This window comes from Streptomyces sp. CLV115 (assembly GCF_038448545.1).
In the GTDB taxonomy this organism is placed as follows: domain Bacteria; phylum Actinomycetota; class Actinomycetes; order Streptomycetales; family Streptomycetaceae; genus Streptomyces; species Streptomyces sanglieri.
This window is the reverse complement of sequence record NZ_JBCEWQ010000032.1, coordinates 1-13853: the sequence shown is the minus strand read 5'-3', so window position 1 is coordinate 13853 and position 13853 is coordinate 1. Positions and strand designations below refer to the sequence as shown.

10 protein-coding genes and 1 riboswitch are annotated in these 13853 nt (G+C 73.1%); of the genes, 5 read left to right on the top strand and 5 right to left on the bottom strand.

Annotated features, from left to right (window positions below; all coding sequences use genetic code 11):
• Positions 1 to 256: 256 nt before the first annotated feature.
• Together cbiE and cobM are read left to right on the top strand one after the other, a co-directional pair.
• Entirely contained in the window at positions 257 to 1558 is a 1302-nt protein-coding gene (gene cbiE, locus AADR41_RS14235) for a precorrin-6y C5,15-methyltransferase (decarboxylating) subunit CbiE (RefSeq protein ID WP_446751037.1), read from the top strand.
• On the top strand, positions 1555 to 2304 hold the full coding sequence (cobM, locus tag AADR41_RS14230; protein ID WP_342281745.1) for a precorrin-4 C(11)-methyltransferase: 750 nt from the start codon (positions 1555 to 1557) through the stop codon (positions 2302 to 2304). The genes cbiE and cobM overlap by 4 nt, the downstream gene beginning before the upstream one ends.
• A gap of 28 nt (positions 2305 to 2332) precedes the next feature.
• Here the strand turns inward: cobM and AADR41_RS14225 are convergent, their stop codons facing one another.
• Positions 2333 to 3448, bottom strand: coding sequence for a cobalt-precorrin-5B (C(1))-methyltransferase (locus tag AADR41_RS14225; RefSeq protein ID WP_342281744.1), 1116 nt, complete (start codon positions 3446 to 3448; stop codon positions 2333 to 2335).
• 11 nt (positions 3449 to 3459) lie between these two features.
• On the opposite strand from AADR41_RS14225, the gene AADR41_RS14220 reads away from it, so the two are divergent.
• Positions 3460 to 4248: a cobalt-precorrin-6A reductase gene (locus AADR41_RS14220; protein WP_342281743.1), complete on the top strand. Its 789-nt coding sequence runs from the start codon at positions 3460 to 3462 to the stop codon at positions 4246 to 4248.
• On the opposite strand, the gene AADR41_RS14215 is transcribed toward AADR41_RS14220, so the two are convergent.
• The 3 genes from AADR41_RS14215 to cobG form a co-directional block, all read right to left on the bottom strand.
• Positions 4233 to 5738, bottom strand: a complete 1506-nt coding sequence (locus AADR41_RS14215; RefSeq protein WP_342281742.1) for a precorrin-2 C(20)-methyltransferase — start codon at positions 5736 to 5738, stop codon at positions 4233 to 4235. The two genes, AADR41_RS14220 and AADR41_RS14215, sit on opposite strands and share 16 nt — an antisense overlap.
• Positions 5739 to 5740: 2 nt before the next feature.
• Positions 5741 to 6367, bottom strand: coding sequence for a precorrin-8X methylmutase (locus AADR41_RS14210; protein WP_342281741.1), 627 nt, complete (start codon positions 6365 to 6367; stop codon positions 5741 to 5743).
• 81 nt (positions 6368 to 6448) lie between these two features.
• The gene (gene cobG / locus AADR41_RS14205; protein WP_342281784.1) at positions 6449 to 7768 is read right to left on the bottom strand and encodes a precorrin-3B synthase; all 1320 of its coding nucleotides are present in this window, start codon (positions 7766 to 7768) and stop codon (positions 6449 to 6451) included.
• Positions 7769 to 7846: 78 nt separating this feature from the next.
• Positions 7847 to 7943: riboswitch (cobalamin riboswitch) on the top strand.
• A gap of 90 nt (positions 7944 to 8033) precedes the next feature.
• Here cobG and cobN point away from each other — a divergent pair.
• Together cobN and AADR41_RS14195 are read left to right on the top strand one after the other, a co-directional pair.
• Positions 8034 to 11630 (top strand): cobaltochelatase subunit CobN, encoded by a 3597-nt coding sequence (gene cobN / locus AADR41_RS14200; protein WP_342281740.1) that lies wholly within the window; start codon positions 8034 to 8036, stop codon positions 11628 to 11630.
• A 178-nt stretch (positions 11631 to 11808) separates the two neighbouring features.
• Entirely contained in the window at positions 11809 to 12045 is a 237-nt protein-coding gene (locus tag AADR41_RS14195) for a hypothetical protein (protein WP_124720366.1), read from the top strand.
• A 452-nt stretch (positions 12046 to 12497) separates the two neighbouring features.
• Here the strand turns inward: AADR41_RS14195 and AADR41_RS14190 are convergent, their stop codons facing one another.
• The gene (locus AADR41_RS14190; protein ID WP_342281739.1) at positions 12498 to 13508 is read right to left on the bottom strand and encodes a hydroxyacid dehydrogenase; all 1011 of its coding nucleotides are present in this window, start codon (positions 13506 to 13508) and stop codon (positions 12498 to 12500) included.
• Positions 13509 to 13853: the final 345 nt, after the last annotated feature.

Here is a 13853-nt window from a genome sequence, read left to right as displayed (position 1 = left end):
CGCGACCGCGACCGAGTCCGGCCGCCCGCGGGCGTATCGGCGGTCAGGAACGAACGGACTCTCGTCCTGTGCCACGCGGAGCTGGTGGCAGGTGTCCGCGACGATGTGATCCGGTCGTCATCGGCCCACTCGCCGCGCATCCGAGGAAAGCCACTCCCCGGCGCCGGCCCCGGGCAGCGGCCACCTGGCCGCTGCCCGGTCACGGCCGGACAGTAGAGTTCGGCTGCGTCGTCCCCTGAACACCGAGGTACCGTCCGTGACTCTCGCACCACCCGAACAACCCCTCCCACCTGCGGTGACCGTCGTGGGAATCGGCGCCGACGGATGGGCGGGACTGCCCGAAGCGGCGCGTACGGAGCTCAACGGCGCACAGGTCCTCATCGGCGGCGAGCGGCAACTCGGCCTGCTCCCCGCGTCCTGCCGGGGACAACGGATCCCGTGGCCCTCGCCGTTGCGGCCCGCCGTTCCCGGCCTGCTCGCCGCGCACGCCGGGAGCAGGGTCGCCGTCCTGGCCAGCGGCGACCCGATGTTCTACGGCATCGGCCGGGCCCTCACCGAAGTGCTCGGCACCGACGCGCTGCGGATCCTGCCCCACCCGTCCTCCGTGTCCTACGCCTGCGCCCGGATCGGCTGGCCGGTGGAGGACACCGAGATCGTCACCCTGGTCGGCCGCCCCGCCGCCCGGCTGGCCGCCGCCCTGCACCACGGCCGGCGGGTCCTCGTCCTCAGCGCGGACGCCCGGACCCCCGTCACCGTGGCCGCACTCCTGCGTGAACAGGGCTTCGGCCCGAGCCGGCTGCGCGTGCTCGAACAGCTCGGCGGAGCGGACGAAGCGTGCCTGGAAGGCACCGCGGACCACTGGCCGCACCCACCGGGCGACCCACTGAACGTCATCGCGGTCGAATGCCGGCGCACCCCCGAAGCCCTGCGCCTGGGCGCCGTACCCGGTCTGCCCGACGCGGCGTACGAACACGACGGGCAGCTCACCAAGCGGCACATCCGGGCCGCGACCCTCGGTGTGCTCGCCCCCGCCCCGGGCGAACTCCTCTGGGACGTCGGCGGAGGCTCGGGATCCATCGCGATCGAATGGATGCGGACCCACCCCTCCTGTCGTGCGATCACCGTGGAACGTGACCCGGAACGCGCACGACGCATCACACACAACGCCGACCGGCTCGGCGTACCGGCCCTGCGCGTGGTCACCGGACCGGCGCCCGGAAACCTGGCCGAACTGCCCATGCCCGACGCCGTGTTCATCGGCGGCGGGCTGACCGTGCCGGGCCTGCTCGACACCTGCTGGGAGGCGCTGCCGCCCGGCGGACGCCTGGTCGCCAACACGGTCACCCTGGAGTCCGAGGCACTGCTCGCCGAGGCACACCGCGAACACGGCGGCGAACTGGTCCGGCTCGCCGTCGCGCACGCCGTGCCGGTCGGCGGCTTCACCGGCTGGCGGCAGGCCATGCCCGTCACCCAGTGGTCCGTGCACAAACCCCTGACCGGTCCCGAAGCGGAACACTCGGCACCCGAGCCCGCGCAACACCCAGGAGACAACAGATGACCGTGTATTTCATCGGCGCCGGCCCCGGGGCGGCCGACCTGATCACCGTGCGCGGCGCCCGCACCCTCGCCTCCTGCGGGGTGTGCCTGTACGCGGGCAGCCTGGTGCCCCGGGAACTCCTCGCCGAGTGCCCACCGGACGCCCGCCTGGTGGACACCGCGCAACTCGACATCGACCGGATCACCGCCGAACTGCTGGCCGCCCACGAGGCCGGTCACGACGTGGCCCGGCTGCACTCGGGCGACCCCTCGGTGTTCAGCGCGGTCAACGAGCAGATGCACCGGCTCGACGCGGCCGGGGTGCCCTACGAAGTGGTGCCCGGCGTACCCGCGTTCGCGGCCGCCGCGGCGGCGCTCAAGCGGGAACTGACCGTACCGACCGTCGGCCAGACCGTCATCCTCACCCGGATCGCCCACCGCGCGACCGCGATGCCGAAGGGCGAGGACCTGGCCACCCTGGGCCGCAGCGGTGCCCTGATCGTGCTCCACCTCGCCGCCAGGTACGTGGACCGCGTCGTCGAGGAACTGCTGCCGCACTACGGGGCCGACTGCCCGGCCGCCGTCGTGGCACTGGCCTCACGCCCGGACGAGATCGTCCTGCGCGGAACCCTCGACGACATCGCGGGGCAGGTGAAGGCGGCGGGCGTGATCCGTACCGCCGTCATCATGGTCGGCCGCACCCTGGGCGCCGAGCAGTTCCACGACAGCCACCTCTACTCGCCCGGCCGCGAACGCCACGTCTGCTGACCGGCCGCCGCATCGGCCGGGCGGCCGGTCAGCGCACCGTGCTGCGCCCGACGACCGTGCCCGCCCGGTCGATGCAGATCACATCGACGGCGACCGGCGCACCCCGCAGCACCGACAGCGCCTCGTCCCGCGCCGCCACGGCCACCAGATCCCCGAGCGGAACACCCCGGGCGAGACACGACTGGAGTGCCGCCAGTCCCGTGTTCGCGGACGCCACCTCGGCCGCCAGCGCCTCGTCCGCACCACCGAGCCGCGCCAGATCGGCCAGGAACGGCTTGTCGACCTGCGACCGGGCGGAGTGCAGATCGAGGTGCCCGGCGGCGAGCTTCGACAGCTTCGCGAAGCCGCCGCAGACCGTGAGCCGTTCCACCGGATGACGGCGGACGTACTTGAGCACCGCGCCCGCGAAGTCCCCCATGTCGAGCAGCGCGATCTCCGGCAGTCCGTACTCGGACACCACCGTCCTCTCCGAGGTGGAACCCGTGCACCCGGCCACATGCGTGTGTCCGGCGGCACGGGCCACGTCCACCCCGCGGCGGATCGAGTCGATCCACGCCGAGCAGGAGTACGGCACCACCACACCGGTCGTGCCGAGGATCGACAGACCGCCCAGGATGCCGAGACGCGGGTTCCACGTCGAGCGGGCGATCTCCTCGCCGTCGTCCACCGACACGGTGACCTCCACGTCCCCCGCGCCCCCGTGCTCCGCGGCGACCCGGGCGACGTGGTCGCGGATCAGCTGCCGCGGCACCGGATTGATGGCCGGTTCCCCGACATCCAGCGGCAGCCCGGGCAGCGTGACCGTACCCACGCCCGGCCCGGCCCGGAACACCACCCCCGAGCCCGGCGGCAGCAGGCGCACGGTGACCCGGACCAGCGCACCGTGCGTCACATCGGGATCGTCGCCCGCGTCCTTGACCACCCCGGCCGTCGCCCGCCCCCCGGCCAGCTCCTCCACCGCGAGCGCGAAAGCGGGCGCCTGCCCCTTGGGTAGGGTGATCGTCACCGGGTCGGGGAAGTCGCCCGTCAGCAGGGCCGTGTACGCGGCGGTGGCCCCCGCGGTGGCACAGGCGCCGGTGGTCCAGCCGGGCCGCAGACCGGTGTGTTTCAGCTGGGCGCTGCGCCCGCCCTCAATCTCACCCATGGATGGATCCGATGCATGTACTCGTACTCGGCGGCACGACGGAGGCCCGCCGCCTCGCCGAGTTGCTGGTGGAGGTGTTCCCGGCCGGGGCCAGGCTGACGAGCTCGCTCGCCGGACGGGTGGCCGGTCCGAGGCTTCCGCCCGGCGAGGTCCGCATCGGCGGCTTCGGCGGAGCCGACGGGCTCGCCGCATGGCTGCGTACCCACCGGGTCGACGCGCTCATCGACGCCACCCATCCTTTCGCCGGGACGATCAGTTTCAACGCGGCCGCTGCCGCCGCCGGGGCCCATGTTCCCCTGCTGGCATTGCGCCGGCCCGGCTGGGTGCCCGGTGCAGGCGACGACTGGCACCCGGCCGGTTCGCTGGCCGAGGCCGCGGCGGCGCTGCCCGCGCTGGGCCGGCGGGTCTTCCTCACGACCGGACGCATGGGGCTGGCCGCCTTCGCCGCACTGGATGAACTGTGGTTCCTGATGCGTTCGGTCGACGCACCCGAGGCGCCATACCCCGCCCGTATGGAGGTGCTGCTCGACCGGGGCCCGTTCACCCTGGACGGAGAGCGCGAGCTGCTCCGCCGTCACCGCATCGACGTGGTCGTCACGAAGGACAGCGGCGGCGCCGCCACCGCCCCCAAGCTCGCCGCGGCCCGCGAGGCACGGATCCCCGTCGTGGTGGTGCGGCGGCCGCCGGTGCCCCCGGGCATCCCGGTCGTCGACGGTCCGGAGGGGGCCGTCGCCTGGCTGCGCGAACACTTCTTCCGCCAGGGGTGGGCGACGGCGGATCCGGCTCAGCCCTCCGGATAGCGGCGGGGCGTCCAGACGATCTGCTGCCCCCCACCGCGCTCCACCCAGCGCGTCTGCGAGGACCCGACGAGAAGAATCGTGCGCATGTCGACCTCGGCGGGGTCCAGGTCCGCCAGCCGAACCGTCCGCACGTTCTCGGCGGGCCCGCCCACATCCCGGCCCAGGACCACGGGAGTGTCCGGCGAGCGGTGTTCGAGCAGCAGGTCGCGGGCCTTGCCGACCTGCCAGGTCCGGCTGCGCGAGCCGGGGTTGTACAGCGCGAGCACCAGATCCGCCGTCGCGGCCGCGCGCAGCCGCTCCGCGATCACCTCCCACGGCTTGAGCCGGTCGGAGAGCGATATCGTCGCGTAGTCGTGGCCCAGCGGCGCACCGGCCCGGGCCGCGGCCGCGTTGGCCGCCGTCACCCCCGGCAGCACCCGCACCGGCACCTGCGCGTACTCGTCCTGCGACGCCACTTCGAGGACGGCGGTCGCCATCGCGAAGACCCCGGGATCGCCACCCGACACCACGGCCACCCGCCGTCCGCGCCGCGCCAGATCGAGGGCGAACTCGGCCCGCTCCGACTCGACCTTGTTGTCGGAGCCGTGGCGCACCTGCCCCGGCCGGACCGGCACCCGGTCCAGATACGTGGTGTAGCCGACCAGGTCGTCGGCGGCGGCCAGTGCCCCGCGCGTCTCGGGAGTCAGCCACAGCGGCCCGGCCGGACCGGTGCCGACCACGGCCACCTCGCCACCCTCCGGGGCGCCTTCGGGCCGCGACGCCCCGATCCTGCTGGGCAGGACCGCGACCGCGAAGTACGGCACCGACTCCGGGTCGACGCCGGCCAGGTCGCCGACCCGCTCCCCGGCCATCGTGGCGCGCTCGACGTAACGCGCCTCGGGCAGCCGACCGGACGCCTCGAAGGCGCCGCGCACGGCCGGGAACGTACGTCCCAGCTTCATCACCACGGCGGCGTCGGTGGCCGCGAGACGGGCGGTCAGCTCCTCCTCGGGCAGCGTGCCGGGCAGGATCGTCAGCACCTCCTCGCCCTCGACGAGCGGGGTGCCCAGGCGTGCGGCGGCCGCGCTGACCGAGGTCACGCCCGGGATCACCTCGGTCGGGTACCGGTCGGCGAGCCGCTTGTGCATGTGCATGTACGAGCCGTAGAAGAGCGGGTCGCCCTCGGCCAGCACGGCGACCGTCCGTCCGGCGTCGAGATGCGCCGCCAGACGGGCCGCCGCCTCGGCGTAGAACTCCTCCATCGCTCCCCGGTAACCGCCCGGGTGATCCGTGGTCTCCGTCGTGACGGGGTAGACCAGCGGCTCCTCGACATGATCGGCACGGATGTGCTTCGCCGCGATGGACCGGGCGATGGACCGCCCGTGCCGGGCGCTGTGATAGGCGACGACATCCGCCTCGGCGATGATCTCCACCGCGCGTACGGTCATCAGGGCCGGATCGCCGGGGCCGAGCCCGACCCCGTACAGCCGGCCCGTCTTCTGTTCGCTCACGTCTACTCTTCCTCGCTGGCGATCGCGTTGAGGGCCGCTGCCGCGATGGCGCTGCCGCCGCGACGGCCCCGGACGATCAGATGCTCCAGTCCGGACGGGTGCGCGGCCAGGGCGTCCTTGGACTCGGCGGCCCCGATGAAGCCGACCGGCACGCCGATGACAGCGGCGGGGCGCGGCGCGCCCTCCTCGATCATCTCCAGCAGCCGGAACAGGGCGGTCGGCGCGTTCCCGACGGCCACCACCGCACCGTCCAGCCGGTCGCGCCACAGCTCCAGGGCGGCGGCGCTGCGCGTGGTGCCCAGCTCCTTAGCCAGCCCGGGCACCGACGGGTCGGACAGGGTGCACACCACCTCGTTGTCCGCGGGCAGCCGCTTGCGGGTCACACCGCTGGCGACCATCGCCACATCGCACAGGATGGGCGCGCCGCCCCGCAGCGCGGCACGGGCACGGGCGACCGCGTCCGGGGTGAAAGCGAGATCGCGGACGAGGTCGACCATCCCGCAGGCATGGATCATGCGGACCGCGACCCGGCTCACATCGGCGGGCAGGCCTGCGAGATCCGCCTCCGCGCGGATCGTGGCGAAGGACTGGCGATAGATCGCCGGTCCGTCCTTCTCGTACTGGTGCACAGTGCTTTCGCTTTCTTCCTCGGGCGTGCAACGGTCGGGTACAGCAAGTACTGCGAGTACAGGGGGAGCGGGCGTACGGAGTCAGCCGCGCGTACCGCGGGCCGAGGCCACCGCCTCGGCGAGCCCGCCGGGGCTGTCGGGGACGCTCACCGGTGTGCCCCTCTCCTCGCCCCGTACGACGGAGATCCGGTGCCCGCCGGGGACGGCGACCACATCGACCCACTCGCCGCGGGGATGGCCGCACCGGCGTTCGCACCCGGACCAGTACACCGGCAGCAGGCCCGCGGGCCCCACCACGGCCGCCGCCCGGGCCCGCACATCGGCCAGCGACTTCGCGCAGCCGGGCCGTCCGATGCAGGCGCCCACCCCGGTCCAGGGGGAGTCGGCTCCGACGACGAGGCCGGTGGCCCCCAGCCCGTCCAGCAGCCCGGCCGCCCGCCGCCGCTCCACCCCCGGTACGACTACCCCGCGCCACGGGGTCAGCCGCAGTTCACCACGTCCCCGGTGCCGGGCCGTGTCCGTCAGCGACCGCCACTGCGCCGGGGTGATCCGGCCCAGGGGGATGCCGGCGGACAGCGCGGCCCGGTCGTGCGGGCCGGTCACCACCCCGGGTGCCGGGCCGTCCGAGCCGCGCGGGCAGCCACGGTCCTCGGTGACGGCGGTGCCGGGATCCTTCTCCCGCAACCGCCGTACGACCTCGTCCAGAAGGGAGCCGGCACCGCCGGGCAGGTCCGACACCCGCCAGGCACCCGTGCCGGACGCCCGCTCCAGGAAGACCTCCGCCGCCACGAGGGCGGCCTGCGCCGCCCGCGCACCGGGTATCCGCACCACGGTCCGGGCCGTGCCGATCCGCAGCAGTGCCGCTCCGCCGTCCTGTGCCAGCAGCGTCACATCGCCGCCCAGCGCGTCCACATCGCCCCGGCCGTCGTCGAGCACGAACAAGAACCTGCCCGAGAGCCCGGCCGTCCGCTCGCCCGCGCACAGCAGCGCGTCCAGCGCCCGGAGCCACGGTCCGACGTCCCCCGCTCCCCGTCCGTCGAGCCCCGAGAGCGGCGACGCCACGATGTTGCGTATCCGCTCGTGGCGGGCGGAGGGCAGCAGTCCCGCCCCGCCCAGCCGGTCGGCCAGTTCGCCACCGCAGTCGGGGCTCAGCCCGCGCAACTGCACATTGCCGCGCGAAGTGAGATGCAACTCACCATCGCCCAGCGACTCCGCCACCGCACCCAGGGCGTCCGCCTGCACCGCGGTCAGCAGACCACCGGGCACCCGGACACGGGCCAGCGCGCCGTCGTCCGCCCGGTGCAGCCGCAGCGTGCCGGGGCAGGCGTCACCGCGGTCCCGGGCAGACGCGTCTGCGGGCAGCGAAGGCGAAGTGGCAGGTGGGGGCATGGCGGCGAGCATACCGACCATCCGACCGGATCCGTATGCCTCCATCAGTTGACCGGCGCTTACTATGCCTGTGACGGGCCATCCGGCACGTCGTCGCCACAGACGGCGACAGGGGAGGAAGTCCGGTGCGATTCCGGCACGGTCCCGCCACTGTGAGCCCGGCCCCGGCCGGGCGAGTCAGGAACTCCCTTCCCCGCCCCTCGACTCCGTCGAGCAGGGGAGACTCCATTCCGACACCGCCCGGGGCGTGGACACCCCGAGGAAGGCCCGACGCCGCATGATCCTGCTCCTGTCGACGTCCGACACCGACCTGCTCAGTGCCCGCGCCTCGGACGGCCCGGTCTCCTACCGCTACGCCAACCCCTCCCGGCTCCCGCTCCAGGACCTCCCGCAGCTCCTCGACGGCGTCGACCTGGTCGTCGTACGCCTCCTCGGTGGCGTACGCGCCTGGCAGGACGGCCTCGACCAAGTCCTCGCCACCGGACGCCCCGTCGTCGTCCTCACCGGCGAACAGGCCCCCGACGCCCAGCTGATGGCCGCCTCCACGGTCCCCATCGGCATCGCCGCCGAGGCCCACGCCTACCTGGCCCACGGCGGTCCCGCCAACCTGGACCAGCTCGCCCGCTTCCTCTCCGACACCGTCCTGCTCACCGGCCACGGCTTCGCACCGCCAGCCCCGGCACCCTCCTGGGGCCCGCTGGAGCGCACCGCCCGCCGCACCGACGGCCCGGTCGTCGCCGTGCTCTACTACCGCGCCCACCACATGAGCGGCAACACCGCGTTCGTGGACGCCCTGTGCAGTGCCGTCGAGGACGCCGGTGCCCGCGCGCTGCCGCTGTACGTCGCCTCGCTGCGCACCCCCGAGCCCGAGCTGATCGACGCGCTGCGCGCCGCCGACGCGATCGTCACCACCGTCCTCGCCGCGGGCGGCACCCGGCCGGCCGAGGCATCGGCGGGCGGCGACGACGAGTCCTGGGACGCGGGCGTCCTCAGCAACCTCGACGTCCCCATCCTCCAGGCGCTCTGCCTCACCGGATCGCGCACCGACTGGGAGGACAACGACGAGGGCGTCTCGCCGCTCGACGCCGCCAGCCAGATCGCGGTCCCCGAGTTCGACGGCCGCCTGATCACCGTGCCGTTCTCCTTCAAGGAGATCGACGAGGACGGCCTGCCCGCGTACGTCGCCGACACCGAGCGCGCCGCGCGCGTGGCCGGCATCGCGGTGCGCCACGCCCGGCTGCGCCACATCCCGGCCGCCGAGAAGCGGATCGCGCTGGTGCTGTCCGCGTACCCGACCAAGCACTCCCGCATCGGCAACGCCGTCGGCCTCGACACCCCGGCCAGCGCCGTCGCCCTGCTGCGCCGACTCCGCGACCAGGGATACGACTTCGGTACGGAGGAGGTCCCCGGCCTGGTCTCGGGCGACGGCGACGAGCTGATCCGCGCACTGATCGAGGCAGGCGGCCACGACCAGGAGTGGCTCACCGAGGAGCAGTTGGCCCGCAATCCCGTTCGGATCCCCGCCGCCGACTACCGGCGCTGGTACTCGACCCTTCCGGCCGAGCTCCGCGAGGCCGTCGAGCAGCACTGGGGCCCCGCCCCGGGCGAGATGTTCGTGGACCGGTCGAGCAACCCGGACGGCGACATCGTGCTCGCCGCCCTGCGCCGGGGCAATCTCCTCATCCTCATCCAGCCGCCGCGCGGCTTCGGCGAGAACCCGATCGCGATCTACCACGACCCCGATCTGCCGCCCTCGCACCACTACCTGGCCGCCTACCGGTGGATCGCCGCTGCCGCCGACGACAACGGCTTCGGCGCCGACGCGATGATCCACCTCGGCAAGCACGGCAACCTGGAGTGGCTGCCGGGCAAGAACGCAGGCCTCTCCGCCGCCTGCGGCCCCGACGCCGCCCTGGGCGACCTTCCGCTGATCTACCCGTTCCTGGTCAACGACCCGGGCGAGGGTACGCAGGCCAAGCGGCGCGTCCACGCCACCCTGGTGGACCACCTCGTACCGCCGATGGCACGCGCCGACAGCTACGGGGACATCGCCCGCCTCGAACAACTCCTGGACGAGCACGCCCAGATCGCGGCGATGGACCCGGCGAAGCTCCCGGCGATCCGCGCACAGATCTGGACCCTCATCCAGGCCGCCAAGCTCGACCACGACCTGGGGCTGGAGGACCGCCCCGAGGACGAGGGCTTCGACGAGTTCATCATGCATCTCGACGGCTGGCTCTGCGAGATCAAGGACGCCCAGATCCGTGACGGCCTGCATGTGCTGGGCGGCGCCCCGGCCGGTGCCGACCGGGTCAACCTCGTCCTCGCGATCCTGCGGGCCCGCCAGATCTGGGGCGGCACCGCCTCCCTGCCGGGCCTGCGCGAGGCGCTCGGGCTCGACGAGTCCGCCGCGACCCGCGTCACCGCCGACGAGGCGGAGGAGCGGGCCCGGACCCTGGTCCAGGCGATGGAGGACGCCGGCTGGTCCCCGGACGCCGTCACCGAAGTGGCGGCCGGGCACCCGCGGGCGGTCGCCGACATCCTCGACTTCGCCGCCCGCGAGGTCGTACCGCGACTGGCCGCCACGACCGACGAACTCGATCACGCCCTGCACGCGCTCGACGGCGGATTCGTCCCCGCCGGACCTTCCGGCTCCCCGCTGCGAGGTCTGGTCAACGTCCTGCCGACCGGCCGCAACTTCTACTCCGTCGACCCCAAGGCCGTGCCCTCGCGCCTCGCCTGGGAGACCGGCCAGGCCCTGGCCGACTCGCTCCTGGAGCGCTACCGCAGCGACAACGGCGACTGGCCCACCTCGGTCGGCCTGTCCCTGTGGGGCACCAGCGCGATGCGCACCGCCGGCGACGACGTCGCCGAAGCCTTCGCGCTGCTCGGCGTCCGCCCCGTCTGGGACGACGCCTCGCGCCGCGTCACCGGCCTGGAGGCGATCCCGCCGGCTGAGCTCGGCCGCCCGCGCATCGACGTCACCCTGCGCATCAGCGGCTTCTTCCGTGACGCCTTCCCGCACACCATCGGCCTGCTCGACGACGCGGTCCGCCTCGCCGCCTCCCTGGACGAACCGGCCGAGCAGAACCACGTACGCGCCCACACCCAGGCCGACCTGGCCGCCCACGGCGACGAACGCCGCGCCACCACCCGTATCTTCGGCTCCCGCCCCGGTACGTACGGCGCCGGTCTGCTCCAGCTCATCGACTCCCGCGACTGGCGCACCGACGCGGACCTCGCCGAGGTCTACACGGTGTGGGGCGGCTACGCCTACGGACGTGAACTCGACGGCCGTCCGGCCCGCGAGGAGATGGAGACGGCGTACAAGCGGATCGCGGTCGCGGCCAAGAACACCGACACCCGCGAACACGACATCGCCGACTCGGACGACTACTTCCAGTACCACGGCGGCATGGTGGCCACCGTCCGCGCCCTGCGCGGCACCGCCCCCGAGGCGTACATCGGCGACTCCACCCGCCCCGAGACCGTCCGCACCCGCACCCTGGTCGAGGAGACCTCACGGGTCTTCCGCGCCCGGGTGGTGAACCCCAAGTGGATCGAGGCGATGCGGCGGCACGGCTACAAGGGCGCCTTCGAGCTGGCCGCCACCGTCGACTACCTCTTCGGCTACGACGCGACGACGGGCGTGGTCGCCGACTGGATGTACGACAAGCTCACCGAGACGTACGTCCTGGACCCGACCAACCGCGAGTTCCTCCAGCAGGCCAATCCCTGGGCCCTGCACGGCATCGCGGAACGCCTCCTGGAGGCCGAGTCCCGAGGCATGTGGGCCAAGCCCGATCCGGAGATCCTCGACGCACTGCGTCAGGCGTACCTGGAGACGGAGGGCAGCCTGGAGGGCGAGGACTGACCCCGGGGCCCGGCACCGGGCCACCGGACGGCGACAGATGAGCGAGCCCCGGCCCGGTTACGGGCCGGGGCCCAGGGCGGCAAGCCATTGCCCCAGGTAGACGCACTGTTTCGCGATGGGGCGTCACCCGTACTGCCGCCGGGCATAGTGTCGCCCGTGGCGTGGAAGCGATCTACGCATGACCGAAAGTGGCAGTCCTTACATCTCGTCGCCCCGGATCACCGTGCTGGGAGTCCAGCCCGGTGATCCGCCCTTCCGCCTGGTGGAGATCGACGGGGAGGTGGTCAGTGCGGCAACGTCGATGATGGATGTGCTCGCCGCCGCCTCGGCCGCGGGAATCAGGGTCCATGATCTCGACGACCCCGGTGTCGTGCGATGGGTGGGTGGCGGCAAGTTCCATTGGCGCCCGCACTGAGGCTCGCTCGGCGGTGGCCGTGCGGAGTGGCCGGCGTGAGCCCGTCGCCCACTCCACCGGCCGTTGCCGGCCGCTCGGTGCGTTGCCGCCCGCACCCCGGGTCCGCGGCCACGGCTCGGCCCCGGTACGGCTCCTTGCCGCCCGACCCGTTCCGGCACACTCTCGCCCGTACGGCGGCCCCGATCCTCGGCGGCTCGACGACCGAACTCCTGCGGGCGATGTGCCGACGGCCGCTCCCGACCGACCCGCGGACGTACGCGAAGGCCCAACACACGACGGCTCGGCACGCGACAGCTCGGCGCACGGACCACCCGAGACACGAAGACCCAACGGGTCATGCGTGATTCGGGGGCCGACGCCCCGGCCGGACCCCGAACTTTCCTGCTGCGCGCTGACGTTCCACGCACGTTTCGCTGACGTTTCGCTGACGTCGCGGGCCCGGCCCCGCGCTCTCAGGCCAGTGACGCGGCGCGGGCGGGGTCGATCACGTGCTGGAGAGGTTGGTCATGTATAAAGCGTCGGAGTTCGTCGAGCACAAGCTCTCCGAGACGATGACGTTCGGCCCCGAGGGCACCGCCGAGGTGGGGTGTCAGGACGACGTTGGGAAGGGTGAAGAGTGGCGAGTCATGGGCGGGAGGCTCCGGGTGCGTGACATCGAGTACGGCGGTGAGGTCGGGTCTGGCGTGCAGGACCCGGGCCGCGGCGGCCTCGTCGACGAGCGCGCCGCGCGCGGTGTTGATCAGGGTCGCGCCCGGCCCCAGGGAGTTCAGCAGCCGCTCCCCGATCGTGCCGCGGGTCTCGGGCAGGAGGGGCGCGTGGAGACTGACGACATGGCAGGTGGCGAACAGTTCCTCGATGCCGACCAGCCGTACGCCGGCCTGCCGGGCGGCCTCGGGGGACGCGACGGGATCCGTGGCGAGGACCTCGATGTCGAAACGGCCGAGGTGGGCCGCGACGAGACGGCCGATGTGCCCGAGCCCCAGCAGGCCCACGCGTGACCGGTAGGCGCCCGGCACCTGCGGGTTGTGGGGGAAGCGGCGACTGCTCGCCACCTCCCGGGCGATGCGATGTACCTGCTTGAGCCCGAGGAGGACCTGGGCGAGAGTGAACTCCGCGACCGGGACGGCATTGGCCGCGGCGGCGGAGACGATCGGGACGCCGCGTGCCCAGAACTCGGGTGTGGTCAGATGCCGCACGGAGCCCGCGGCGACGAGGACCGCCCGCAACCGGGGGGCGTGCGAGAGGAAGGCGGCATCGAGCACGGGCGCGCCCCAGCCCGTGAGCAGGACGTCGACCTCTCGCAGCACACCGGGATCCTCGTCGAGCTGCTGACGTGTGAGCGGTGGGCCCTGCAGGTCCACGAGACGTTCGACTTCGGCCAGGACCTCCTGGGGATAGACGTCCGCCCTGCGTTCTTCCTCCATGACCAACAGGGCTGTCGTTCTGCGGGCCGGCTCGTTCATGGCGTTGCGCTCCTCGGCTCTTTACTGACGGTCGGTCAGCGGGTCGACTCCTGAGCCCTGGTCGGGTGTGTGGGGAAAAGTCTGACCCGGTGTTGAAGATTGGCGTGGCTTGTTTGTTGCCTTGGTCGATGTGCTTGCAGGCACGATACATCGGATGATTGGGGAGGCCTCGGATGAAGATCGGCCACCCGGAACCAGCTGCCCCGGTGACTGTCATGCCCATGCGTGGTGGATGCGCGGTCGGTCGACCAGCGTCCAGGGTGGCGGAACTACCGGCTCATCAGGTGTTTTCGCGAGGCGTTCGGCCTCCGTGCCGGGGTGGCGGGCAGTGGGGGAGGGGTGTGG